Annotated in this window: 19 protein-coding genes; 7 read left to right on the top strand and 12 right to left on the bottom strand. The window is 42.7% G+C overall.

Annotated elements, in window-relative coordinates; genetic code table 11:
• Positions 1–2 precede the first annotated feature (2 nt).
• Positions 3–926, bottom strand: a complete 924-nt coding sequence (locus WKT12_RS13195) for a DMT family transporter (RefSeq protein ID WP_021970495.1) — start codon at positions 924–926, stop codon at positions 3–5.
• A gap of 124 nt (positions 927–1050) precedes the next feature.
• Between WKT12_RS13195 and WKT12_RS13190 the strand changes: the two genes are divergently transcribed.
• Positions 1051–1875, top strand: coding sequence for an AAA family ATPase (locus tag WKT12_RS13190; protein ID WP_021970496.1), 825 nt, complete (start codon positions 1051–1053; stop codon positions 1873–1875).
• Between the two features lie 13 nt (positions 1876–1888).
• The gene (locus WKT12_RS13185) at positions 1889–2887 is read left to right on the top strand and encodes a DUF4435 domain-containing protein (protein ID WP_340319976.1); all 999 of its coding nucleotides are present in this window, start codon (positions 1889–1891) and stop codon (positions 2885–2887) included.
• A gap of 14 nt (positions 2888–2901) precedes the next feature.
• Here the strand turns inward: WKT12_RS13185 and WKT12_RS13180 are convergent, their stop codons facing one another.
• The 6 genes from WKT12_RS13180 to WKT12_RS13155 form a co-directional block, all read right to left on the bottom strand.
• Positions 2902–3939, bottom strand: coding sequence for a hypothetical protein (locus WKT12_RS13180; protein ID WP_340319975.1), 1038 nt, complete (start codon positions 3937–3939; stop codon positions 2902–2904).
• Positions 3940–3942: 3 nt separating this feature from the next.
• Positions 3943–6591, bottom strand: coding sequence for a magnesium-translocating P-type ATPase (mgtA, locus tag WKT12_RS13175; RefSeq protein WP_340319974.1), 2649 nt, complete (start codon positions 6589–6591; stop codon positions 3943–3945).
• 176 nt (positions 6592–6767) lie between these two features.
• The gene (locus WKT12_RS13170; protein WP_340319973.1) at positions 6768–8138 is read right to left on the bottom strand and encodes a HAMP domain-containing sensor histidine kinase; all 1371 of its coding nucleotides are present in this window, start codon (positions 8136–8138) and stop codon (positions 6768–6770) included.
• On the bottom strand, positions 8135–8821 hold the full coding sequence (locus WKT12_RS13165) for a response regulator transcription factor (protein ID WP_340319972.1): 687 nt from the start codon (positions 8819–8821) through the stop codon (positions 8135–8137). The genes WKT12_RS13170 and WKT12_RS13165 overlap by 4 nt, the downstream gene beginning before the upstream one ends.
• Positions 8822–9240: 419 nt before the next feature.
• Positions 9241–10698, bottom strand: a complete 1458-nt coding sequence (locus tag WKT12_RS13160) for an aminoacyl-histidine dipeptidase (RefSeq protein WP_021970501.1) — start codon at positions 10696–10698, stop codon at positions 9241–9243.
• Complete coding sequence (locus tag WKT12_RS13155; RefSeq protein WP_340319971.1) at positions 10691–11704, bottom strand: lysylphosphatidylglycerol synthase transmembrane domain-containing protein; 1014 nt, start codon at positions 11702–11704, stop codon at positions 10691–10693. The genes WKT12_RS13160 and WKT12_RS13155 overlap by 8 nt, the downstream gene beginning before the upstream one ends.
• Before the next feature lie 102 nt (positions 11705–11806).
• On the opposite strand from WKT12_RS13155, the gene rsmA reads away from it, so the two are divergent.
• The 4 genes from rsmA to WKT12_RS13135 all read left to right on the top strand — a co-directional run bounded on the left by rsmA (position 11807) and on the right by WKT12_RS13135 (position 16715).
• Entirely contained in the window at positions 11807–12595 is a 789-nt protein-coding gene (gene rsmA, locus WKT12_RS13150) for a 16S rRNA (adenine(1518)-N(6)/adenine(1519)-N(6))-dimethyltransferase RsmA (RefSeq protein WP_021970503.1), read from the top strand.
• A gap of 3 nt (positions 12596–12598) precedes the next feature.
• Positions 12599–13939: a magnesium transporter gene (gene mgtE / locus WKT12_RS13145; RefSeq protein WP_340319970.1), complete on the top strand. Its 1341-nt coding sequence runs from the start codon at positions 12599–12601 to the stop codon at positions 13937–13939.
• Between the two features lie 208 nt (positions 13940–14147).
• Positions 14148–15950: a DUF349 domain-containing protein gene (locus tag WKT12_RS13140; protein ID WP_021970505.1), complete on the top strand. Its 1803-nt coding sequence runs from the start codon at positions 14148–14150 to the stop codon at positions 15948–15950.
• Positions 15951–16217: 267 nt separating this feature from the next.
• Positions 16218–16715 carry an NUDIX hydrolase gene (locus WKT12_RS13135; protein ID WP_340319969.1) on the top strand — a complete coding sequence of 166 codons (498 nt, stop codon included), beginning with the start codon at positions 16218–16220 and terminating at the stop codon, positions 16713–16715.
• A gap of 407 nt (positions 16716–17122) precedes the next feature.
• On the opposite strand, the gene WKT12_RS13130 is transcribed toward WKT12_RS13135, so the two are convergent.
• The 3 genes from WKT12_RS13130 to WKT12_RS13120 all read right to left on the bottom strand — a co-directional run bounded on the left by WKT12_RS13130 (position 17123) and on the right by WKT12_RS13120 (position 19781).
• On the bottom strand, positions 17123–17590 hold the full coding sequence (locus WKT12_RS13130; RefSeq protein WP_021971077.1) for a nucleoside deaminase: 468 nt from the start codon (positions 17588–17590) through the stop codon (positions 17123–17125).
• Between the two features lie 244 nt (positions 17591–17834).
• Complete coding sequence (gene groL / locus WKT12_RS13125; protein WP_021971076.1) at positions 17835–19472, bottom strand: chaperonin GroEL; 1638 nt, start codon at positions 19470–19472, stop codon at positions 17835–17837.
• Between the two features lie 36 nt (positions 19473–19508).
• A complete protein-coding gene (locus WKT12_RS13120; RefSeq protein ID WP_021971075.1) occupies positions 19509–19781 on the bottom strand; it encodes a co-chaperone GroES in 273 nt (90 codons plus the stop codon).
• 254 nt (positions 19782–20035) lie between these two features.
• On the opposite strand from WKT12_RS13120, the gene rmuC reads away from it, so the two are divergent.
• Positions 20036–21406: a DNA recombination protein RmuC gene (gene rmuC / locus WKT12_RS13115; protein WP_340319968.1), complete on the top strand. Its 1371-nt coding sequence runs from the start codon at positions 20036–20038 to the stop codon at positions 21404–21406.
• Between the two features lie 161 nt (positions 21407–21567).
• Here rmuC and WKT12_RS13110 read toward each other — a convergent pair whose 3' ends face one another.
• A complete protein-coding gene (locus tag WKT12_RS13110; RefSeq protein ID WP_340319967.1) occupies positions 21568–22794 on the bottom strand; it encodes a hypothetical protein in 1227 nt (408 codons plus the stop codon).
• Positions 22795–22841: 47 nt separating this feature from the next.
• Complete coding sequence (locus WKT12_RS13105) at positions 22842–25532, bottom strand: outer membrane beta-barrel protein (protein ID WP_340319966.1); 2691 nt, start codon at positions 25530–25532, stop codon at positions 22842–22844.
• Positions 25533–25930 lie beyond the last annotated feature (398 nt).

The following is a 25930-nucleotide window of genomic DNA, read 5'->3' as shown; positions in this document are numbered from 1 at the left end:
ACTTATTCTTTCTCACCCTCGGCCAACATCTGAGCACGCGATTTACTTTGCGTTACAACGTATACACCGATAAATATCAATACAGCAGCCAGCGCCTTTTCCCAGCCGAATATTCCCATACCCAGAAAGACCGAAACGGCTGTTCCTACTATAGGCTGCACATAATTATACATGCTGACTACTGTCGGACGAAGCGTCTTCTGCCCTACCAGTATCAGTATATAAGCAAAGAATGTACCAAACAGAACGACATACCCCACTTCCATCCATACGGCAACAGGAAATGTCATAGTCATCATCATCGAAAAATCACGATACGAAAACGGAATAAAGCAAATAGCCGCATACGTAAACATCCATTTCATCAGAGTAAATACATTATACCGTGAAATAAGCTTCTTGAAAATAGTCAGATAGCACGCAAAACTTATCTGCGCCGTAATACATAAAGCATCTCCCAAAATACTTCCTCCACCTTCTACAGCAGCTCCACCCCGATTACTCAATATCAGCATCAATGCCCCGATAGAACCGAGAAAGATACCCGTCACCTTTTTCGGCGTAACCGGTTCCTTCAGAAAAAGCGCAGCCAGAATCATGGTTACAATAGGCATTGTAGTAGTCACAATGGAAGCATCAATCGGTGAGGTCAGCGACAAACCGAATGTGAAGCAGCCCTGATTACATACAATTCCCAGCAAACCAGCAAAGAAAAGCAACATCAAGTCGCGTGAAGACACCTTTTCCCTGGGAGCAAAAAATGAAGCTATCCAGAAACAAACTGCCCCTCCTATCATACGCATAGTGGCAAGAGAAAGACCGGTTATACCAGCCTCCATAGCCGCTTTGCCCATGGGTGACATCAATCCCCACATAGCAGCAGCTCCCAGTAAAGCTGCATGCGCCTTAACAATTCTAACATTCATACTTTCAATCTTGAAATTTTTATTTTGCAAAGGTAAGAGTTCTTCGAAAAAAGAGCGTTGAAAACATTGATTTATTCCAATATTATGCGTACTTTTGTTTAGAGGCTATAAAAATAATGCAACCATGAAGAAGCAAGCTGACTATATTAAACGTATTGAGATTAAAGGCCTATGGGGAAGAAAGAATATTTCATGGGACTTGCGTGCTGATGTGAACATCTTAAGTGGTATAAACGGTATCGGCAAAAGTACGATTCTAAACAATTCAGTGCGTTACCTCAACGAACTGGAAGGACATGCACTGACCAATGGCATACAGCCCGGCGTTTCTTTTATTTTTTCACCCGAAGATGCCAACTTCATCCGCTTTGACGTCATTCGCAGTTTCGACCGTCCGCTGATAAACTCCGGACTATTAGAAAAAATAGGAAATGCAAATGTAAAGACAGAATTAGACTGGCAGTTGTATCAGTTACAGCGCCGATATCTCGATTATCAGGTAAATATCGGAAACCGGATTATCGAACTGCTTACCAGTGGAGTCGCAGAGAATCAGGCCCGAGCAGCTGACGTTTCACGTCCCAAGACCAAATTTCAAGACTTGATTGATGACCTGTTCAGCGAAACAGGAAAAAAGATAAACCGCAAAAGCAATGAAATCTTATTCGAACAGGACGGCGATATACTGACTCCGTACCAACTTTCATCCGGAGAGAAACAAATGCTTGTTATCCTGCTGACCGTACTGGTACAAGACAACCAGCCGTTCGCCTTGTTTATGGATGAACCTGAAATTTCATTGCACGTAGAATGGCAGCAACGACTCATTTCACTGATTCGAAGCCTGAATCCAAACGTACAAATCATACTTACCACTCATTCACCTGCCCTCATCATGAACGGCTGGCTGGATGCTGTAACAGAAGTAAGTGATATAACAACTCGTTAAAATAATTACGGCTATGGGAAAAAGACTTACCGAAAACCTTTCTTCACTCTATATTGGAGCAGCCAATAGTCTGAAGCCAAAGCAAGCACGAAGAAAAATCGTTGCTTATGTAGAAAGTTATGACGATATATCTTTCTGGCGTTCCCTTCTGGCCGAATATGAAAACGAAAAACGTTACTTCGAAGTCATGCTTCCCTCACGCAGTTCCCTTGCGAAAGGGAAAAAGAGCGTTCTGATGAACGAACTGGGAAGCCGTCTGGGCGAAAATATGATAGCCTGCGTAGACAGTGATTACGATTACCTGCTTCAGGGACGAACACAAACCTCACGTTATATCATCAACAGCCCTTATGTGTTACAAACTTATGCATACGCCATCGAAAACTACCACTGTTATGCCGAAGGATTACACGAAGTATGCGTAACAGCAACACTGAACGACCATAAACTGATTGATTTTCCAGCTTTCATGAAGTTGTATTCAGAAATAGCCTATCCCCTTTTCGTCTGGTCGGTATGGTTCTACCGCCAGCATAATTTATCGGAGTTCTCACTGCTGGACTTCTGCTCTTTTGTAAAACTGGATCAGGTCAGTACCCACCATCCGGAAAGAAGCCTTGAAATCATGTCAAAAAAGGTCAACCGTAAACTCCACGAGCTGGAGAAACGTCATGCAGATGCCCTCGAAGAAATAGAAGATATGAAAAAAGAATTCCGCACATTAGGCGTTTATCCGGACAATACATACATGTTCATTCAGGGGCATCACATCATGGATAACGTAGTGTTACGATTGCTGGTTCCGGTATGCACGGTATTGCGTCGCGAACGCGAGCAACAAATACACGATCTGGCCCTACACGATGTACAGCTTCATAATGAACTTACAGCCTATCAGCGGAGCCAGATTGATGTAGAAGTGGTAATCCGTAAAAATCCCCATTACCAGTCATCTCCTCTTTACAAAAAGATTCAGCAAGATATAGAGAACTTCCTGAAACTTGCCAAATAGATTGTCTGTAATCTTTATATCTCATATCCGAATCTGAATAATCCTGCCCAAGCAAACATACGGCTGTTTTTTATCAGATGCAAGGCCGGCTGTATATACATGTTCTTCAAGCAACACATTTTACATGTCAGCTCACTGGCCCATTCGTGCCCTGTGGTATAATCTGCATAGTCGGCAAACATACCGGCTTCCAGCCTTCCGTAATGTGCAACCAGTCCCCCGCCTGCATAACTCCGGCAGCCTGTTTTTGCCGTAGGGTTAACAGAATACTGAACCAACAGATGCCAATGGTCAAACACCTTCTGTTCCGCATAGCCCCACACTACCGCATTCCACCCTTTCTTTTCTTCCGTTTCTTCTGTTCCTTCCGCATAACAAGCAGACAACCCGTTACGTAAAGCAAACCCCATATAATAACCGCTACCATTATTCTGATAATTAACCGTTGATATACCTAATATCCCATCACTTCCGGGACAGAAACGAAACACATTCTCACGCCCTGCAAACATTCTGTAACCGGTTCCATTGTAAACAGAAGCTTCAACTCCCCAATATTCACCCTGCCATTTATAATCTACTCCAACCGAAGCTACCGGATAGTTCGCTATCGGATAATCAGCCGACAGAGTAGGAAAAATACCGCAGGAACTATTGGTAAACAAAGAAATACAGGAAGAAGTAAAGTAATCTTCATTCAGATTACGTATTCCTACAAAGACTGCCGATTTTCCTGCCTGCCATCTTACCCCCAGTACAGCCAACGCCAAAGGAATATTTTCCGCCTCAACACTCGAAAATCCCTGCCAGTCGTCAAGCAACGGAGTTTCACTGGTTCCTGCCACACTGATTGAAGCAGCTTCCACTCCAATATTTTTATTTAGAGCTACAGATACATCTGCACGTAACAGATTCACCCATTTAACCTTCGTCCGAAAATCAGTCTGCAACTCCGACAAATAAGACAAGCCAACATCCTGTGCCATAATGCGATGGTTACACAAAGTAACCACCGCAACGATGACACATACAACCATTATCTTCTGCATCATTGTTTATAACCATTTTATAAATCGTTTGATATACCAGTTTTTTACAAGCTGAGTCAGTATACAATAAGAAAGCAAGATGCCAATAAGCCATGGGAAATAACTCAACGGCAAAGGCTCCAGACCGATGGAACTTCCAAAAGGCGTAAACGGAATGATGATGCCAATAGCCATAATCAGGAAAGTCAGACCGGTAACCTGCCAGGATGCACAGCTCTGTATGAACGGAATTTTCCGTGTACGAATCATGTGTACAATCAAGGTTTGCGAAAGCAGTCCTTCGATGAACCATCCCGACTGGAAGAGTGTCTGGTGTTCCAGTGAATGACAACCAAAGACATACCACATCACCAGATACGTCACAATATCGAAAACCGAACTGATCGGACCGATAAAGATCATGAACCGGCTCAAATCGGATGCATCCCACTTACGCGGCTTGCGCAGATACTCGGCATCCATACGGTCGAACGGAATGGTAGTCTGCGAAATATCATACAACAGATTCTGTATAAGCAAGTGAATAGGCAACATGGGCAGGAAGGGCAAGAAAGCACTGGCAGCCATAACACTGAACATATTTCCGAAATTGGAGCTTGCCGTCATCTTGATATACTTCGTGATATTTCCAAACGTCTTGCGGCCTTCCAGTACACCATCTTCCAGCACCATCAAATCCTTTTCCAGTAGAATAATGTCCGCACTCTCTTTTGCAATATCTACAGCCGAATCGACAGAGATACCAATATCCGACTGACGCAACGCCGATGCATCATTAATGCCGTCGCCTAAAAAGCCAACCGTATTCTGCTGATCCTGCAAGATGGAAATAATCTGCGTCTTCTGAATTGGAGTCAGCTTGGAGAAAACCGTCGTTCCACGGACAGCCTTATGCTGTTCTTCGTCACTCATTGCAGCCAGTTCCGGTCCGGTAAGCGCATTTCCCGTTTCAATGCCCACCTGACGGGCGATAGTACGTACCACGGCATCGTTGTCTCCCGACAAGATTTTTACCTCAATACCATGCTCGTGCAACTGCCGGATGGCACTTGCCGCCGACTGCTTAGGAGGATCGAGAAACGCCAGATACCCGATAAGCACCATTTCGTTCTCATCCTTCACACAGAAATTACATTCCTTGTCCAGATAACTCTTCTGCGCCACGGCAATGACCCGCATTCCCTGCTTGTTCATCTGCTCACTGATTTCCTTTGCCTTCTGTTTAAGTTCGGGCATAAAAGGCTGCACCTTCCCCTCAAATTCAGCATACGAACAAATTTCGAGCATTTCCTCTACCGCTCCCTTGGTGATAATCTGCCGTTTACCCTGTTTATCTTCCACCACAACCGACATACGCCGGCGAGTAAAATCGAACGGAATTTCATCGACTTTCTTGTAATTATCCTTCAAGTGTTCCAGATCAAGCTCCTTTACATGCGAAAGAATGGCCTTGTCCATCAGATTCTTCAAACCCGTCTGAAAGAAACTGTTAAAGTACGCGTGGCGTAGAATGCGCTTGTCGTTGTCGCTTGAGCCATCGGCGTTGATGTATTTTTCCAATACAATCTGATCGCATGTCAGCGTACCCGTCTTGTCGGTACACAGAATATTCATGGCACCGAAATTCTGAATCGCATTCAAATCCTTCACTATCGTTTTTTTCTTCGACATAGCCACCGCCCCTTTCGACAAATTGGCTGTCACAATCATCGGAAGCATCTCCGGAGTCAGTCCGACAGCCACCGATACCGCAAAGATAAAAGCCTCCAGCCAGTCGCCTTTTGTCAGTCCGTTTACCAGAAAAACAAAGGGAATCATGACCAGCATGAAACGGATCAGCAGGAAACTCACCTTACTGATGCCCTTGTCGAAAGCCGTTGCCGCCCGGTGTCCGATAATCCCTTTGGCAATCGTTCCCAGGTAAGTATTGTTTCCCGTAGCAAAGACAATTCCAGCAGCCGAACCGCTTACCACATTCGAACCCATAAAGCAAATGTTGTCCAGCTCTACCACACTGCCCTTACTATACTTATCACCTTTCGGCACCGGACACTTTTCTATGGGATCCGACTCTCCGGTAAGCGAAGACTGGCTGACAAACAAATCCTTTGCCTCAACGATACGGATATCCGCCGGAATCATGTCACCGGCAGCTATCATCACAATATCTCCGGGAACCAGTTCGGCAATGCTGATTTCTTCGTCGTGACTTCCGGCACGCTTCACGTAACACGTATTGGTCACCATCTTCAGCAACGCTTCACTCGACATATTTGCCTTCCACTCCTGACGAAAACGGAGAATAGCACTGCACACCACCATCACGGAAATGATGATGATAGCCGTCCAATCCTGTTCCCCCGGATCGGCAAGCAAAACATCCAGCACAAACGATATAATGACCAAAAGAGTCAGCACACCGATAAACGGATTAATAAACGTCTTGATAAAAGTAGAAACCGGATTTTTCTTCTTCTCATGTTCCACCTCATTTTTGCCATAAAGCGACTGTCTTTCTTCAACCTCCTCAACGCTTATTCCCATCGGAGTAGTTTGAAAATAACTGAATACAGAGCCAAGTGGCTGAGCTGCCGCCAAAAATACCTTCTCGGCATTAAAAGCGAACTGTGTCTTACTCTTCTTGTTCTTCCACATTGTCATACTTCGTTTACAAGTTACTACTATGTATCTTTTTCACGCTGCAAAAGTAGAGAAGACACAGCAACAAGACAGTTAGAAAACAATTAGAGTGGCATTAGAAAACTATTAGAATTTTTCTATGAGTTTTCTAATGCCACTCTATCTATAGCCGTACCCAAGGCCGAAAAGACCTATATATGCGGAAGTTCAATGACGAAAGTCGTTCCCTTGCCCTGCTCCGAATGTACACTGATATTTCCCTGATGCAGATGAATAATCTTCTGCGACAGCGTCATGCCGATACCATGTCCTTCCGCCATCTTTTCCTGCTCCCCTCTATAGAACAGGGTAAACAGATGCTGCTTGTCGGCTTCCGACATTCCGATGCCCGCATCCGACAAACGTACGATGGTCCACTTGTCCCAATAAGAAATCTGGATAAACGAAGACTTGTCGGCAGAATACTTACAGTTATTTTCAATCAGGTTCGAGAAAGCAATATTCAGCAGATACAGATTCCCTTTCACCGTAATCAGACGATCATCCTCCGCCTCCTCCTGTTCGAACAGCAAATCGATGTGATAATCCGGATGAGCACGCAAAATAAACTCCCGAGCGTCCAGCAACAATTCGTCCAGCCGGATTTCCTGCATCTTGATATGCTCCTTCTGATAGTCGGCTTTCGCCAGATTCAACAAGCCGTCTATCAGCTTCGTCATTCTGCGAGCATCGAGCAACACGTTCTGCATTGCCTGCCTGTACTGCTCCCCGCTCCGTTCCTTCTGCAACGACAAATCCAGCTCTGCTATCAAGGCTGCCAGCGGCGTACGCAGTTCGTGCGACACATTGCTGACAAACATCTTCTGCGAGTTGAACGATACCTCCAACCGTTCCAATAAAGCATTGAAAGCCGTACTCAGTTCTCCCAGTTCATCTTTTTCATTTTTCACAGGAAGCCGCCGGTTAATGTGCAATGCCGTAATCGTTTCTGCCTCTCTCACGATATCGCGAATCGGTTTCAGCGACGCACGGGCAAGGAAATAGCCTGCCGCAAACAATAACGACAATCCGACAACGAATAAGACAATTAAGGTTTTCTGCAACTCCAGCAAATTATCGTAGCCATACCCGTCGTAAGCAGCAGCCGTTACAATGTAGTCTTTTCCTCCGAACGAATAACGTATTCCCACAGCCTGATACTTGCCAATATAGAACTCCATATCTTTTTCCTTCAGAATACGGTCTATCATGGCACGGTCTTCCTTGATAATATCGTTCTGTACCGCATCGTGATAAAGCATCTGGAAGTCGGCCGAATAGACAGCCACTTCCACCTCGTTGATAAACTTCTTGTTGTTCAGATAAATAGACTGCATGGTCTGCGCATCGACCTGATTCTGAAGAAACAAATGTGCCTTTGTAATAGCCTCACTCTTCAGGTCATGGAAAAACGTCTTGCTGCGTGTATGTTCGCTTACCAGATAAATCAATACCATGCACAGCAGAAAAACGGCTGCCGTAACGCACGTATTCTGTAAAGTCAGTTTCGTCTTTATTTTCATAACTTATCCGTTAAAATGAAACCGATACCGGGTTTCGTATGAATGAGCTTGACATCAAACTCCTTGTCGATCTTCTTTCGCAGGTAATTGATATACACATCGATGAAATTCGTTCCGGTATCGAAATGTGTATTCCATACCTTTTCGGCAATCTCTACGCGACTGATTACTTTCTCTGCGTTTTCAACCATATACAGCAACAGGTTGTATTCTTTCGGCGACAGCTTTATCGCTTTCCCCTGTCGTTTCACTTCCCTGAGATTCAGATTGATTGTCAAGTCGGCATACTCAATCTGTTCAGGCGTATCGGCTACGACTTCCTTATTTCGTTTCAGCAGTACCCTTACACGTGCCGTCAGTTCCCGGAAATCGAACGGCTTCGTCATATAGTCATCTGCTCCCGCATCGAAACCATCCAGCTTATCATCGGTAGACCCCAAAGCGGTCAGCATCAGAATAGGCACCTTTTCGTTCAGGCGGCGAATCTCCTTGCAAAGCTCGAATCCGTCCATCTTCGGCAAGATAATGTCCGAAATAACCAACTGAAAAGAATAAGCCTGAAAAAGACGCAGCCCCATAGCCCCGTCGTATGCCACCATTGTCTGGTAACCATTTTCTTCCAGTCCGGCTTTCAGCAGGTCGGCCACTCGCTTTTCGTCTTCTACAATCAGTATCGTCTGCATATTTTCTGAATTTACCTAATGATATTATTTACCTGCGACTACAGATAACAACGCATATCCCCGCCAAATAGTTGACAGGTTTACAAATGTAATGAAATTATTTTATCTGCAAAGACATTTATTCTACACTATTGAGAGAGTCAGAAGAACCGTATGTAACCCATCGAACGCTGGTGACGTTTTTAAAAGACATGCCGACAAATGCGGAAAAACGTCCCGACGTTTTCTGAAAATTTGTACAAACGTTTTTGTTTTTTGTACAAAAAACAAAACGGTTTTGCAGGGGCTTGAAAAGGTATTTGCGGAAATAAGAATTAAAAGAAAAGCACGTTTCTGTTACAAGCAGGACGAAGACAAAAAAAGAGCCTGCCCCGATGATGAACATCAATCAGCGGGACAGGCTCTGCATATCTCAAGAATTACTTTTCAGGAGTATTTGCCAGTGTGGCAGTCAGGAAGTCGTAGAACTTGGCTACTGAAGGAATGTTGCAACGTTCCTCCGGAGTATGCGGACACTGCAAGGTAGGACCGAACGAAATCATATCGAGTCCCGGAACAACAGCTCCGATAATACCACACTCCAGTCCGGCATGAATGACCTTCACCTCCGGCAGTTCACCAAACTGAGCCTTGTACGATTCTTTCATGGCGTGCAGAATAGGAGAATTTACATTCGGTTCCCAGCCCGAATAACTGCCCGAACGTTCTACGTGCATACCCGCCATAGAGAAACAGCTTTCGATAGCCGTATTGCGGTAATCCTTCATCGACTCACGAGAACTACGGGTTAATACCTTAACGGCAGCTTTACCATTGGCTATTTCGACGATAGCAAGGTTTGAAGAAGTTTCTACTGTATCAGGAATAGTCGGGATGAAACGTTCTACTCCGTTAGGACATGCATAGATAGCATCTACCAGATTATCGCGGATTTCTTCAGGAACCATGTACTTCGGCAGTTCCACACGTTCAGCCTTGAAGCTCAGACCGTCTTCGATTGTTGCAAATTCATCGCGCCATACCTGTTCGCACTCACCTACGAATGCCAGCACATCGTCTACTTCTGTTTCGGGAACAGTAATTACAACTTCACATTCACGAGGAATGGCGTTGCGCATGTTACCGCCTTCCCACGATACCAGACAAGCCTCATCGTAAGCAATAACCTGATTCAGGAAGCGTGCCATGAGTTTATTTGCATTGGCATGTCCCCAGCCTATCTGTATGCCGGAATGACCACCACGCAGACCTTTCAAAGTAACTTTCAGGGCTACATCTTCCGGATCGGTTTCTTCTTCCTTATATTCCAGCGTAGCTGTCAAGTCTTCACCGCCGGCACAGCCGATATACAGTTCACCTTCTTCTTCCGAGTCGAGGTTCAGCAAAATATCGCCTTCAATAGTTCCCGGCTTCAAGCCGAAAGCTCCATACATGCCTGTTTCTTCATCGGCAGTAATCAGAGCAACCAGCGGACCGTGTTTCAGGGTTTTATCTTCCATAACAGCCATAATAGCAGCCACACCCATACCATCATCGGAACCCAGTGTAGTGCCTTTTGCTTTCACCCATTCACCGTCTACATAAGCCTGAATAGGATCTTTTTCGAAATCATGCTGTGTATCTTTGTTCTTTTGCGGCACCATGTCCATATGCGCCTGCAAGATTACGGTTTTACGATTCTCCATACCCGGAGTGGCAGGCTTGCGATAAATAATGTTTCCGGCCTCATCCTGAAAAGCTTCAACACCTACATTCTTACCAAACTCCAGTAAGAACGACTGAACTTTAGCCAGATGTCCTGACGGACGAGGCACTTGAGTCAACGAATAAAAATGCTTCCACACATTCTGTGGAGCCAGAGAAAGAATTTCACTCATAGGTTTTAGTTTTATTTTTATTTGTAAGCGGCAGAGCCACCAGTCCATATATTCCTAACAAAATTAATAAAAAGGTTTGAATACCATGTACCAAAAGTGCAAATATTCCTGCATCTTCCTTACTTACGCCATACATCATCATCATGGTGATGACGGCAAAATGCCACGGTCCGGCTCCGTTCGGAGTGGGAACTATGACGGCAATACTTCCTACCACGAACAATACCATTCCGGCAACCCAGCCCAGTCCGGCTGAAAAGTCGAAACAATAAAACGTCAAATAGAAGTGAAGAAAGTAGCATACCCAGATAGCTATGGTGTAAAGTATGTACAAAAGCGGATGCTTTACGTTACGGATGGACAAGCAGCCCAGCCAGACATTTTTCAGCATGCCCCGTACTTTTGCAAAAATGGCAAGATTGCGTACCAGCCAAGCCAGCAATATCAGCGCAGCAACCATGCAGACAAGAGTAATATAAAAGTTTGTCGACGAGAACAGATGTAGAAAAAAAGTTCCGTCGGTACCTGTTATACGAAAAAAGCGGGCAAAGACTCCCGACTGCAACAGCAGAGTTCCGGTCGTAATGAGCAATACACAAACAGAATCGACCAGCCTCTCGGAAACGACAGTTCCCAGCGATTTGGAAAAAGAAACACTATCGTATTTTGCCAGTACACCGCAGCGTGACACTTCTCCAACGCGCGGAAGAACCAGATTGGCTGCATAGGCTATGAATATGGCATATACACTGTTCGACAACTTGGGATGTTCTTCCAGTGGAGCCAGCGCCAGGTTCCACCTCCATCCGCGGAATAAATGTCCGAAAACGCCAAAAACAAGCGAAAAAAGCATCCACCCATAATTCATTCCTCCGTCCATAACCTCATACACGCGCCGAAAGTCGAATCCATGGTAAGTCCACAATAAAATAACTGCCCCCAGAACCAAAGGCAAAGCTACCTGAAAGACCTTATTTATGAGCTTTTTTATATCAGTTCGTTCCAAAACCTAATCATTTATTAAAGATTAATGCTTAAATTTGCACGATGCAAAGATAATATCTTGCCGGAATAAATCTTTATTTATATCGAGAAAATACATACGCGAATGAAATTAGTTAAACCGAAAAAGTTTTTAGGACAGCACTTTCTGAAAGACCTTCAAGTAGCAAAAGACATAGCCGATACAGTGGATACCTGCCCCGACCTGCCTATACTGGAAGTAGGACCGGGTATGGGAGTATTGACGCAGTTTCTTATTCCCAAGGGAAGGCCGGTGAAAGTGGTGGAACTGGACTTTGAATCGGTTGCCTACTTACGGGAAAATTTCGCGGAACTGGGAGATAATATCATCGAACAGGATTTCTTGAAAATGGACTTATCGGCATTGTTCGACGGACAACCTTTCGTCCTTACCGGGAATTATCCATATAACATTTCCAGCCAGATATTTTTCAAAATGCTCGATTACAAAGATTTGATACCCTGCTGTACGGGAATGATACAGAAGGAAGTGGCAGAACGTATCGCTGCCGGTCCGGGGAGCAAGACGTATGGCATTCTGAGTGTACTGATTCAGGCGTGGTATAAGGTGGAATATCTGTTTACAGTACATGAGCACGTATTCAATCCGCCTCCCAAGGTAAAAAGTGCTGTGATACGAATGACGCGAAATGAAACGACGGAACTGGGATGCAATGAGAAGTTGTTCAAGCAAATAGTGAAGACGACTTTCAACCAGCGCCGCAAGACATTGCGCAACTCCATTTCTCCGATTTTGGAAAAGGGTAATCCGCTTAGTGCTGATCCGATATTCAACAAGCGTCCGGAACAGCTGTCGGTAGCAGACTTCATAGAATTGACCAACCGGGTGGAACAGGCACTCGCAACCGAGTAAGGTATGGAAAACGAAGAAATCAAAAAAGTATCAGAACTCATCGAGGAAAAGAAATCGGATGAACTGAAAGAACTTCTGCAAGGATTGCATCCTGCCGATATTGCCGAATTGTGCAACGAGCTGGATGCAGAAGAGGCGCGTTCCATCTACTTGCTTCTCGACAATGAAAAGGCAGCCGATGTATTGATTGAAATGGACGAGGATGCCCGTAAGAAGTTCCTCGAGGTCCTGCCGTCGGAAACCATCGCCAAACGCTTTGTCGACTACATGGACTCGGATGATGCGGTAGACATTATCCGTGACATGGACGAGGACAAGCAGGAAGAAATTCTTTCGCACATCGAAGACATCGAACAGGCGGGTGATATCGTCGACTTGCTGAAATACGACGAAGATACTGCCGGTGGTTTGATGGGTACGGAAATGGTTATCGTAAACGAGAACTGGAGTATGCCGGAATGTCTTCGTGAAATGAGAATACAGGCAGAAGATATGGATGAGATTTACTACGTATATGTAGTGGACGACGACGAACGTCTGCGCGGCGTATTCCCGTTGAAGAAAATGATTACCAGCCCGTCGGTTTCGAAAGTAAAGCACGTGATGAAAAAAGATCCGATTTCGGTACACGTAGATACGCCGCTGGATGAAGTGGTGCAGGTCATCGAAAAGTACGACTTAGTGGCAGTGCCGGTAATCGACAGCATCGGACGTCTGGTAGGACGTATCACGGTAGACGACGTAATGGATGAGGTTCGTGAACAGGCTGAAAGAGATTATCAGTTGGCTTCCGGTTTGTCGCAGGACGTAGAATCGCACGATAATGTATTCCGCCAGACAACGGCACGTCTGCCCTGGCTGCTCATCGGTATGCTGGGAGGTATCGGAAATTCCATGATTCTGGGAAATTTCGATTCGACCTTCGCTGCACATCCGGAAATGGCTCTGTACATTCCGCTTATCGGTGGTACGGGGGGAAACGTGGGTACACAGTCATCGGCACTTGTCGTACAGGGACTTGCAAACAGCTCTCTCGATTCAAAAAATACTTTTCAGCAGGTAGTAAAAGAATCGGTAGTTGCCCTTATCAATGCAACTATCATTTCAATGTTGGTATATATTTATAACTTCATTCGTTTCGGAGCAACCGCCACAGTCAGCTATTCGGTATCCATCAGCCTGTTTGCCGTAGTCATGTTTGCTTCTATCTTCGGAACACTTGTTCCCATGACATTGGAAAAACTGAAAGTGGACCCCGCTATTGCCACCGGACCGTTTATATCGATTACCAACGATATTATCGGTATGATGATGTATATGGGAATTACCGTATTACTCTCCTAAAGAAACGTTTATAGATTTATATATATGGAGGCTCGCACATTTTTATTCTTTTGTAGTCTCCATGTATTCTATTCTTCTAAGAAATCCATAAAATTCTTCTCTATTGCAAAAAAAATTTAGAAAAATATAGTAAAAATCAGATTTTATTCTTTTAATTTGTAACTACGGACTAAGATAAGCCGACATAATTCTTAAAAATCTAAATACGATGGAAGTAAATGAAACAACCCGCCCATTAACTGAAATTCCGGAAGAAAATACTCCCGAGACTTCGGTTCCTACTGTTGAAAATGATGGAAAAACGCAGTATCCTCCCAAACAGACCCAGGAAGAAGTGATAGAGCGTTTGACAGAAATCAACAACAATGCCTGCGAGGCAGACAAACAAGAAATAGACTACCTGAAACAAACGTTTTACAAATTGCATAAAACCGAGCAAGATACAGCACGCAAAAACTTTATTGAGCAAGGCGGAAACCCAGATGATTTTACTCCCACCCCTAACCCGCTGGAAGCAAAGTTTAAGGAAATAATGAGTTCCATCAAAGAGAAACGTAGCGTTATGGCAGCGGAACTCGAACAGGAAAAAGAAGAAAACCTGAAAAAGAAACTGGATATACTCGATAAGATGAAATCTCTGATCGACAATACAGAAGATACAGGGAAAATCTATAATGAATTCAAACAGCTTCAACAACAATGGAATGACATCAAACAGGTTCCTGTAGGAAAAGTCAATGAGTTGTGGAAAACTTACCAGCTCTATACGGAGAAGTTTTACGATATGGTAAAGCTGAACAATGAATTCCGTGAATATGATTTTAAAAAGAATCTGGAACAGAAAACTTATTTGTGCGAAGCTGCTGAAAAGCTGGCTGAAGAACCGGATGTCGTATCTGCTTTCCATCAATTACAGAAACTGCATCAGGAGTTCCGTAGTATCGGTCCTGTTGCAAAAGAACTTCGTGAAAGTATCTGGGCACGCTTTAAAGCTGCTTCCTCGGTCGTAAACCGTCGTCATCAGCAACACTTCGAAGCACTGAAGGAAAAGGAACAAAATAACCTTGACCAAAAGACTGTCATCTGCGAAATTGTGGAATCAATGGAGTATGATACATTCAAGACTTTCGCCGACTGGGAGGATAAAACGCAAGAAATTCTTGCCTTACAGGCTAAATGGAAGACTATCGGATATGCTCCGCAGAAAATGAATGTAAAGATTTTCGAGCGTTTCCGTGCAGCATGTGATGAATTCTTTAAACGTAAAGCAGCCTTCTTCAAATCGGTAAAGGAAAGCATGGCCGAAAATCTTGAAAAGAAAAAAGCATTGTGCGAAAAGGCTGAAGCCTTGAAAGATAGTACCGACTGGAAAGGAACTGCAGAAATACTGACCAAACTGCAAAAAGAATGGAAAACCATTGGACCGGTTGCCAAAAAGCATTCCGATGCGGTATGGAAACGTTTCATCGGGGCATGCGACTATTTCTTTGCTCAAAAGAACAAAGCAACTTCTTCGCAGCGTTCTGTCGAACAGGAAAATATGGCAAAGAAAGAGGAAATCATCAAGCAACTGGCTGTACTGAATGCTTCTGGTGCTACAGATGATGCTACCTCTGAACAAGTTCGCTCCTTAATGAAGGAATGGAATAGTATAGGCCATGTCCCATTTAAAGAAAAAGATCGTTTGTATAACGAATTTCATGGCTTGATAGACAAGTTGTTCGACCGACTGAATATTTCGGTTTCCGAAAAGAAACTCAGCAATTTCAAATCGGGACTGAGCAAGGGTGATAACTTATATCGTGACCGTGAAAAGCTTGTCCGTACATACGAAGGCCTGAAAAATGATATCCAAACCTACGAAAATAATTTAGGTTTCTTGTCGTCTGCTTCTAAAAAGGGTAATACTTTGGTTACCGAAATCACTCGTAAGATAGAACGCCTGAAAGGTGAAATGGAGCTTGTCCTGAAAAAGATAGAAGCTATTGATGAAAAGATGAAAGAGGAATAAATTGTATTTCAAACTATAAGAGAGTACCCTGCTACACACTTACTGATATATATAAACAAATATATTCATGCAGTTGTAGCAGGGTATTTTCATATCTTGCCCATTCTTATCGGATGAATCATACATTCATCTTTCAACAAGCATTTAGTGATAGATAAGTTTATCAGAGCATGATGGCCCTTTGTCGTCCAAGCGTTTAATATCTCTCATGGCTCTTTTTCGACAAAATTCCGTATCTTTGCAACGTCTAATTTAATCCAACAAACTATGCTCGACAATAATGAAGAAATGTTTCCCATCGTGGACGAAGAAGGTAATATAACCGGAGCTACTACCCGGAAAGAATGTCACAGCGGCAGTAAGCTACTTCATCCGGTAGTACACCTGCATGTTTTCAATTCGAAAGGAGAATTATACTTGCAGAAACGACCGGCATGGAAAGATATTCAACCAGGAAAATGGGACACCTCGGTAGGAGGACATGTCGACTTGGGCGAAAGTGTAGAAATAGCTTTAAAACGTGAAGCAAGAGAAGAGCTTGGCATCACCGATTTTACAGCAAAGTTACTGACTCATTATGTATTCGAATCAGACAGAGAAAAAGAACTGGTATTCAGTCACCGTACAACTTATGATGGAGAAATTTTACCAAGTGAAGAATTAGATGGAGGCCGATTTTGGTCTTTGGCTGAAATCAAAAATAATTTAGGGAAAGGTATATTCACTCCTAACTTTGAAAGTGAATTTCTTCGACTGAAGTTCTAACTGAATTTTCAAACATTTCTTAAAGGTGTATATAAATCTAAATTGATTTACATCAAGAATTAAACAGAACAATTATATTTTTCTGCTTTACAACATAACAACATATCTCTAAAACGCCTAATTTTGTGTTGCAAAACATAAAAACAAGACAACTAGAGATGATTAAAAAACTAAAAAGAATATTCGTAAAGAGTTTCCTGACAATGGAAGAAAACCATTTGAAACCTTGGGAAACCATGACACGATAACAGCACTGATCAATCAGCACACCGGAAAAGCAAATGAAAATGTAATTTACAAGCAAATAAAAAATTTAATAAGCTGTGTGTCAAAAAAAGCACCACAGATTACATTGTAATCAATAATTCAATCAATGTAATCGGTGGTGCTTTCATTTTTTAAGTAGATTAATACTCTACCTTATCCGTTTTATTCTCCCACTCCTGAAAAGCTTTAATAGCCTCTTCTGGCAGCAATACTTCCGATTTCAGTCTGCGGTCCTCTGGTTTCAAGTCAAGTTCTTTATAAATAAATGCATCGTCGAACCCGATTTTTGCCGCATCTTTTTTACTATTTCCATAATACATCCTATCCAAATGAGCCCAATAAATAGCTCCCAAGCACATCGGACAAGGCTCACACGATGTATAAATCTCACAACCACTTAAATCGAAAGTACCTAATATCTTAGCCGCTGTACGAATAGCGCTTACTTCAGCATGTGCTGTCGGGTCACAATCGGGAGTCACCCGGTTCACACCCATTGCTATAATCTCCCCATTTCTGGCTATTACAGCCCCAAACGGTCCACCACCTTCGGCAACATTCTGTACCGAAAGGTCTATTGCTTTACGCATCAATTCTTCTTTTGTCATAATAAATTTCCTCGCTACTTTATTTTCACTATGGGAAAGTTATAAAAAAAATCAGATATACAAAACAGTTTATACATCTAATTCATATCAGCAAAAATTGAGGGGCTCGAAATACAGTTACCACACCAACCTGTAGATACGCCCAAACAATAAGTCACATACTTAAGTATAATAAAAAAAGAAACCTCCCACCCTGAATTAAATTCAGGATGAGAGGTTCTTACTCTATATGGAAAGGGGAAGATTACATCATACCACCCATGCCGCCCATTCCTGGAGCGCTCATAGGCATATCAGCTTTTTCTTCTTTCTTTTCTACAATAACACATTCTGTAGTCAGGAACATACCTGCGATAGAAGCTGCATTCTCAAGAGCTACACGAGTAACCTTGGCAGGATCTACAACACCCGCTGCATGCAAGTGTTCGTAAACATCAGTACGTGCATTGTATCCGAAGTCGCCTTTACCTTCACGAACTTTCTGAACAACTACTGCACCTTCCTTACCAGCGTTGGCAACAATCTGGCGAAGAGGTTCTTCGATAGCACGCTTGATGATTTCGATACCTGTAGTTTCATCTGCATTATCACCCTTCAAGCCTTCCAGAGCATCGATTGCACGGATGTAAGCAACGCCACCACCCGGAACGATACCTTCTTCGATAGCTGCACGAGTTGCGCACAATGCATCGTCTACACGGTCTTTCTTTTCCTTCATTTCTACTTCGCTGGCAGCACCTACGTAAAGAACAGCTACACCACCTGACAATTTAGCCAGACGTTCTTGCAGTTTTTCTTTATCGTAATCAGAAGTAGAATTCTTCATTTCAGCCTTAATCTGGTTGATACGTTCCTGAATCAATTCCTTCTGACCACCACCGTTTACGATAGTAGTATTTTCTTTTGTAATAGTTACTTTATCGCAAGTACCCAACATTTCCAAAGTAGCCTGTTCCAGTTTCAAGCCCTTTTCTTCGCTGATAACGACACCACCTGTCAATACGGCGATATCTTCCAGCATGGCTTTACGACGATCGCCGAAGCCCGGAGCCTTCACAGCACAGATCTTCAACTGGCTACGCAGACGGTTTACAACCAATGTTGTCAATGCTTCGCTATCTACATCTTCTGCGATAACCAGCAACGGACGTCCACTCTGAACAGCCGGTTCCAAGATAGGCAAGAAATCTTTCAAGTTAGAAATCTTCTTATCGTAAATCAAGATGTAAGGATGTTCCATTACACACTCCATCTTCTCTGTATCAGTTACGAAGTATGCTGACAAATAACCACGGTCGAACTGCATACCTTCTACTACACCGATAGTAGTATCTGTACCCTTAGCCTCTTCGATAGTGATAACACCATCTTTAGAAACCTTACGCATAGCATCAGCAATCAGCTTACCGATAACCGGATCGTTGTTTGCAGAAATGCTGGCAACCTGTTCAATCTTATCATAGTTGTCGCCTACAGTTTCAGCCTGTGACTTGATTGATTCTACAACCTTAGCAACTGCCTTGTCGATACCACGTTTCAAGTCCATCGGGTTTGCACCGGCTGTAACGTTTTTCAAGCCTACGCCTACGATAGCCTGAGCCAATACGGTAGCAGTTGTTGTACCATCGCCCGCATCGTCTCCAGTTTTCGAAGCCACCGACTTCACCAGCTGCGCACCTGTGTTCTGGAAAGGATCGCTCAGTTCTACTTCCTTAGCCACTGTTACACCATCCTTTGTAATATGAGGAGCACCGAATTTCTTTTCGATGATAACGTTACGTCCTTTCGGACCCAGTGTCACTTTCACGGCGTTAGCCAGTTCGTCTACACCTTTTTTCAACTGATCGCGAGCATCAATGTTGAAGAGAATATCTTTTGCCATAATAATCTTAAATGTTTTAAAAGTTCAACTAATGAATTATCCCAAAATTGCGAGAACGTCACTCTGACGCATCATCAGATATTTAACGCCATCGTGTTCGATTTCTGTACCAGCATATTTACCATATAATACAGTATCGCCCACTTTCAATATCATTTCTTCGTCTTTTGTGCCATTTCCTACTGCCACAATTTCACCCTGCAACGGTTTTTCTTTCGCTGTATCAGGAATAATAATACCGCCGATTGTTTTTTCTTCTGCAGGAGCCGGAAGAATCAGAACTCTGTCTGCTAATGGTTTAATGTTCATAGTCTTTATATTTTTACTTGTTATATATACATTTTATTATGCCCTTTAACGGACACCCTACTACTTACTAAAAACGTGCCACAAGATTTATTGTGACAATCTGTCACATTTTTTCTGACAATAGTCCTGATTAATCTGACACTTCTGCCAAAGGATAAGACTTATTCGCCAGTAAAAATATAAATGTAAGTCACTTTCCCGTTAAAAGTTTAGCAGTATCTTTACGCTGAAAATAATCATAGTACAACAAAAACATGGAAATACTTTACCTTATTCTTACGTTTATAATAGGAGGAGTGCTGGGGTATCTGGCAGCTTCCCGCCAATTGAATGCACTGAAAACGCAACTGCACTTGCAGGTAACTCATCAGGAAGAACTGCTACAAGCAGAAAAACGTCAGACGGCAACAACACTGGAACAGCTCAAGGAAGAGAATCTGCGCATACAACATCAGGTAGAAAACACAACCCGACAATATGTAGAGGCAAGCCGTCAGGTGGCTTCGCTGCAGGCCGAAAAGCGTGCACTCGAAGATAAACTCGAACATCAGAAAGAGGAAATGAGTGACCTCCACAAACAATTCAATCTGGAATTTGAGAACATTGCCAATAAAATATTCCAGCAGAAAACCGAAACTTTCAACAAACTTAGCTCCGAAAGTCTTTCCAGTCTGCTGAAACCCTTCGGAGAAAACCTGAACGAGTTCAAGCATCAGGTAGCGGAGGTGTACGATAAAGAATCGAAACAGCGTTTCTCGCTGGAAGACAAGATAAAAGAACTGGTACAACTGAACAAACAAATCAGCGACGAAGCCAATAACCTGACGCGTGCGTTGAAAGGAGATTCCAAGACACAAGGTAACTGGGGAGAAATGATTCTGGAGTCAATTCTCGAAAACTCCGGTCTGAGAGAAGGTGAAGAATACTTCCGTCAGGAATTTCTGAAAGATGAACACGGAAATCCTCTGCGCAACGAAAACGGACAGCGCCTACAGCCTGACGTATTAGTGAAATACCCTGACAACCGACAAGTAATCATTGACTCTAAAGTATCGCTTACCGCCTATACCAATTATATAGGAAGTACAGAACGCAGTGAACAGGAACAATATCTAAAAGCTCATCTTTCATCAGTAAAAGCACACATCGATGAGCTCAGTCAAAAAGATTACTCCAAATATAATTTGTCGTCACTGGATTTTGTCATGATGTTCATTCCCAATGAACCAGCTTACGTACTTGCGCTTCAGACAGATCCCAACCTATGGAACTATGCCTACAAGAAAAAAGTTATCCTGATGAGTCCTACCAACCTGATAGCCGCCTTGCGTCTGGCTCTCGATTTATGGAAACGGGAATATCAGGAAAAGAATACACGAGAAATCGTAAAGAGAGGAACTGCCCTTTACGAAAAGCTGGTAAGCTTCACTGAAACTTTCGAGCGGATAGGTGAAAGCCTACGAGCTACGTCCAATGCCTACGATACGGCTCTGAACCAGTTCTCTACAGGAAAAGGAAATGTTATCCGCCAAGCCGAAATGCTTAGGGAACTTGGCATCACTCCCAAGAAAAAAATTTCTTCACGCCTGTTGAGTCAAGACGAAAAAATGGAAGAAGGCGAATAAAGTCATTACGAAAGACATAACTTCACTGTCAAAGTAACCACGTCAAACTCTGCAAGACAACCAATCAGCATATATACAAAAAGAGAGGCTATCTCATTTTTTTTCAACTTGAGATAGCCTCCGTAAAAAGCAGAAGTTTGTATGCCTTATCAAAAACACTTTCACAGTGTCCATCCAGATGTCCAGTCTTCACCGCTCTTCACAGCACCTTTATAATCAGTTTTAGTAAAGAAGCTATCGGCCGACAAATCTTTTCCACCATCAAGTGTACCTACATAGTTGTTGCTCCATGTAAATGTCTGATTGTCCAAATTACCTGTTGCCTGAGCAAAATCCGCATTTGTATAAATTCCTTGTTTAGAAGAAAGCTCACCAGCGATTGCAACATACTCCAGTTTCGAAGTACCATTTTTCAAAGCATTTTCTGTTTCATCAGTTTCAACACTCAGTGCTTTCCCCTTACCTGTTATAATTGTGTTATAAAGTTCAACTTCCGTTCCGGCGCGCAAACGTACACCTTGAGCATCTCCTCCATTACCAATCAGCGTAGCATTCGCTATAACTGGATGAGCAACGGGAGTAGCCGCAAAGTTAGTTCCATTATTATCACATTCCATCAAGCAGTCACAATCATATCCCAGTGAAGTCGGCTCTTCCTGATAAGCGACCAAGAACTGTGCCTTACCATTCCAACCTTCAGTCCAGTCAAAAGAATCATCGCTGCAACTAGTAGAAACCATATATTTTACATTTACAGAACCACCAAAAAATTCAAAGCCATCGTCCGAACCTTTATAAGCCTGCAAATGTTCTACTGTTGTTCCATTACCTACGCCATAGAAAGAAACACCATTGGCCTCGTGCTCTTCATCGAAAGCATATCCTGTATACTCCAAGCGTATATATTTCAAAGTACCCGAGTTATCAGCATCATTATTGCCACCATAAGGTGCATTTCCTATTTCAGAACTACCTGAACCATTATTCGTATGAGCATATCCACAAATATGCAAACCACCCCATGCACCAGCTTCCTTCTTTTCAGAAGTCATGACTATTGGCTGAGATGCAGTACCTTGTGCATCAATCTTGGCACCTTGTTCTACAAGAATATAGTCAACTGTCTCATCATGTTTAGCAGTAATAGTCACACCCGGCTGAATAGTCAGAGTTGCTCCCGGCTTAACATGAATACCTCCGTTGAGCGTATAATTTTTACCCGTTTCCAATGTCACATTTTCTGTAATATCTTTGTCGAGCACATAAGCATCGTCAGTATCACCACCGATTCCTGTATTTTCAGCAGGATCATCATCACTACAAGATGTTGTAAAAAGAGTCATACCTGCAACCAATGCCATTGTTGCCAATTTCCAATTTTTTCTCATAATCAAATGCTTTAAATTAATTATTAAAATCTATTCTATTGATTTATTTATAGATTATATGTAATACCTATCTCAAAGTTAGTACCACGTTTGAAACGTTCCACTTCCACCTTTTCACCTGTAGATGGAACTTCCTGTTTAAAGACGACCGGCTGATTCAACAAATCATTGATTTGCAACTTTACCGCAACTTTTTCATTAAACTTAAAATTTCCGACAAAATTCATTGTATGCACGGGCTGCTGCTTCACATCGCCCAAACCGGAAATACCTACCGACTGAATGCGAGGTCCCTGTAAGTTATATACCAATGCAGCACTCAATTGCTTCACTTCTCCCAGACTCGGGCTATAAGTAACATCCGCATTCACCAAATAAGGAGATGCTCCCTGCAATGCACGTTGTGTATTGGTATAAGCCCCACCCTCAGGAAGCTTCACATCGGTATACATAAATGAAGCATTAGCTCCCAGACGAAAATCTTTCAATAACTCTTTTCGAAACTCTACTTCCACACCTGTTGCCATACCATTGCTGGCATTCTGGAACGAATGAATAGTAGCTCCTCCCGATAACTGCTGTATCTGCTCAATAGGATCTTCCAGATGCTTGTAGTAAGCTGTAGCCGAGAACATATCGCCCCCCTCACCGAAATATTCATAACGCAAGTCAAGATTATAGTTATAGCCGTTCTGCAAATCAGCATTACCTCGGATTTGCGCCGAACCATATGACTCCTGATAGAGGAAGGGAGCCATCTCAATAAACGAAGGACGAGTTACCGTACGGGAAAATGAAAGACGAAGGCTGTTTTTCTTATTGAGCAGGTAACGAAGATTCATGGCTGGGAACAAATCATTGCAGTTCAAATCCCTGCGCTGCATCTTGCCACCATCTTCGGCATAATTTACCCACTGCCTGCTGTTCTCATAGCGTAACCCCACATTTACAAGCAATGCTTCCATCGGATAAACGTCTGCCGAAATATAACCAGCATAAATTTTGTTTCCAGCCGTATAGCTGTCTTTGGGTTGCTGAGAACGCGTTATAGACACTTGCCCATTTTCAATCACTCCCTGATTCAGGAAATCAGAAGGAGTATAAACGGCATCTTCACTCCCGATTACAGGATTAAGCTTATTCAAGTTATAGTAAAATCTTGTAGACGCATAATCACGACTTTTGTCTTTATAAGTAAATCCAGCCTGTAACTTATTTTGCGTACCAAACTTATATTCACCCGACAGATTTCCAACCCATTCCTTTTCGTCAAGTGTTCCAAAGTAACGCATGGTTTCCTGACGGTTCAGTTTGAAAAGATTTATTTCATTCCCCTCACGAATAAACATAATCTGCCTACGGTCCGGCTCATTACTTGCTGTTTTACTGTACGAGCCTCCCCAGTTCAAGCTCCATTGTTCACCAAAGAAATGTTTTCCACTTAACTGATGATTCTGAAGCGTATAGATATGCGTCACATTATTACTTCCTATCAGATTATGATCCTCGTAGTCGTAACCTTCACGATGCATATAGTCGTCTATTGCATTACGAGCATAAAAGAATGTATAGTTAACCTGATCTTGCTTTCGAAAATTATATCCTAAGCTACCTAATCCGGCTATTTTCAATTCATTGGAGTAACTGTCATAATTAAAATCATTCAAAGTACTGCCAGTAGCTTCCAATGTACGGACATCAGCATCCAGCATCGTCTGCTGTTCATTGCTCACTCCCATCGAAGCGAGCAAACTAAGACTATGTCCATTGTTCATGTCGAATGTCTTTCCAAATCCGATGTTTCCGCCAAACTCTGGCAATGCCTTACTCTTCGACACGTCGAAACTGGTATTAAACAATTTATTTTTTACTGCATATTCTTCAAAATCGATAAGCTCCATATCGCGCAGCTTACTATCCAGCGAAGGAGTTTTAAACAAGGTACCGTCGTGATCCATCCGGTAGGTATCCTTTCCTAAAGTATTAAACTTTCCTCCGGTATTAAACGAAAGGCTGAAAAAGTCTTCACCTGTCTGCTCTTTCGTACCAATATCGATATGGGCTCCCGAATAATCGGCAAAAGTATTTGCTTCATATACTTTACTTACTGTAATATTCTTTACTGTAGAAGCCGGAAACAAATCAAGCGGTATCAACTTATGGTCCGGATTAGGTGACGCAATCGGAAGACCATTTAAAGTAGTCGTACTATAACGATCGCCCAGCCCGCGTACGATTATCTGTCCCGCTGAAGCTACCGAAACACCCGTTATTTTCTTGACGCCTTCTTCTACGTTGGAAATACCTTTCGCACTCATTTCCTTAGCACCGATATTTTCTATAGCGACACTTGATTTCTGCCGCTCCATCATCAGCGCACGTTCATTTTCCAAATTCTTTTTGGCTACCACTGTAACCTCATCAAGTTGCTGATTGTCGGGAGAAAGTGCAATAACCAATTCCTCCTTCTGCCCTTTCTGAACAGTCAGTTCCTGAGTCTTATACGAAACATACTGTACAATTAGTACACACGACTTACCTTTTATGTCATTAATTTCGAAACGTCCGTCGACATCGGTAATAACTCCCGTTGTAGTACCTCCTACTTGAACAGTCGCTCCAATCAGCGGTTCTTTCGTCGAATTGTCTATGACCACTCCTTTTATTGTAAAAGCATGTGCACTGACACTTAAAATTACAGCAGAAGCTGTCAGAAAAATCTTGTTCGTATCAATCATCCTTGTTATCTTATTTTTTTCTGATGCAAAAATAGGATGACAGTATTTCGCACAGATTACGCCTAATTGATGATTTACTTACAGATTGATTACGATTATATTACACCTTCAGATAAAAATAAAAGAGAAAAATAACTTCCTCAATAATATTCGAATCATAATATTTATAACTAAATACTATAATGTTTTCTTGAATCAGTTAATTTTTCTCTCTCTCATTTAATTGATAACATCGGTATTTTAGGAATATAGCACTTCTAACATTAACTTGTAAAAATTCATCTCCAATGCTATATCATTTAATTTTATCTGGTTACTTATGTTTTTTATACTTATTATTTAATCTAAATCCCGACCTAATAACTTTCTCGATTCTTTGAATTAAGCTAAAATTATAA

Source organism: Phocaeicola sp. HCN-6420 (assembly GCF_037890145.1).
Taxonomy (GTDB): domain Bacteria; phylum Bacteroidota; class Bacteroidia; order Bacteroidales; family Bacteroidaceae; genus Phocaeicola.
This window is presented reverse-complemented; position numbering and strand designations above follow the sequence as displayed.

Excerpts from the sequence above, each read along its gene's own strand:
- WKT12_RS13160 (WP_021970501.1), bottom strand. The coding sequence starts at position 10,698 with ATGAGTGAAATTCTTTCTCTGGCTCCACAGAATGTGTGGAAGCATTTT.
- WKT12_RS13180 (WP_340319975.1), bottom strand. The coding sequence starts at position 3,939 with ATGATGCAGAAGATAATGGTTGTATGTGTCATCGTTGCGGTGGTTACT.
- groL (WP_021971076.1), bottom strand. The coding sequence starts at position 19,472 with ATGGCAAAAGATATTCTCTTCAACATTGATGCTCGCGATCAGTTGAAA.
- WKT12_RS13195 (WP_021970495.1), bottom strand. The coding sequence starts at position 926 with ATGAATGTTAGAATTGTTAAGGCGCATGCAGCTTTACTGGGAGCTGCT.
- rmuC (WP_340319968.1), top strand. The coding sequence starts at position 20,036 with ATGGAAATACTTTACCTTATTCTTACGTTTATAATAGGAGGAGTGCTG.
- WKT12_RS13110 (WP_340319967.1), bottom strand. The coding sequence starts at position 22,794 with ATGAGAAAAAATTGGAAATTGGCAACAATGGCATTGGTTGCAGGTATG.
- WKT12_RS13130 (WP_021971077.1), bottom strand. The coding sequence starts at position 17,590 with ATGACAAAAGAAGAATTGATGCGTAAAGCAATAGACCTTTCGGTACAG.
- WKT12_RS13165 (WP_340319972.1), bottom strand. The coding sequence starts at position 8,821 with ATGCAGACGATACTGATTGTAGAAGACGAAAAGCGAGTGGCCGACCTG.
- WKT12_RS13135 (WP_340319969.1), top strand. The coding sequence starts at position 16,218 with ATGCTCGACAATAATGAAGAAATGTTTCCCATCGTGGACGAAGAAGGT.
- WKT12_RS13170 (WP_340319973.1), bottom strand. The coding sequence starts at position 8,138 with ATGAAAATAAAGACGAAACTGACTTTACAGAATACGTGCGTTACGGCA.
- mgtA (WP_340319974.1), bottom strand. The coding sequence starts at position 6,591 with ATGTGGAAGAACAAGAAGAGTAAGACACAGTTCGCTTTTAATGCCGAG.
- WKT12_RS13120 (WP_021971075.1), bottom strand. The coding sequence starts at position 19,781 with ATGAACATTAAACCATTAGCAGACAGAGTTCTGATTCTTCCGGCTCCT.
- WKT12_RS13190 (WP_021970496.1), top strand. The coding sequence starts at position 1,051 with ATGAAGAAGCAAGCTGACTATATTAAACGTATTGAGATTAAAGGCCTA.
- WKT12_RS13105 (WP_340319966.1), bottom strand. The coding sequence starts at position 25,532 with ATGATTGATACGAACAAGATTTTTCTGACAGCTTCTGCTGTAATTTTA.
- rsmA (WP_021970503.1), top strand. The coding sequence starts at position 11,807 with ATGAAATTAGTTAAACCGAAAAAGTTTTTAGGACAGCACTTTCTGAAA.
- WKT12_RS13140 (WP_021970505.1), top strand. The coding sequence starts at position 14,148 with ATGGAAGTAAATGAAACAACCCGCCCATTAACTGAAATTCCGGAAGAA.
- mgtE (WP_340319970.1), top strand. The coding sequence starts at position 12,599 with ATGGAAAACGAAGAAATCAAAAAAGTATCAGAACTCATCGAGGAAAAG.
- WKT12_RS13185 (WP_340319976.1), top strand. The coding sequence starts at position 1,889 with ATGGGAAAAAGACTTACCGAAAACCTTTCTTCACTCTATATTGGAGCA.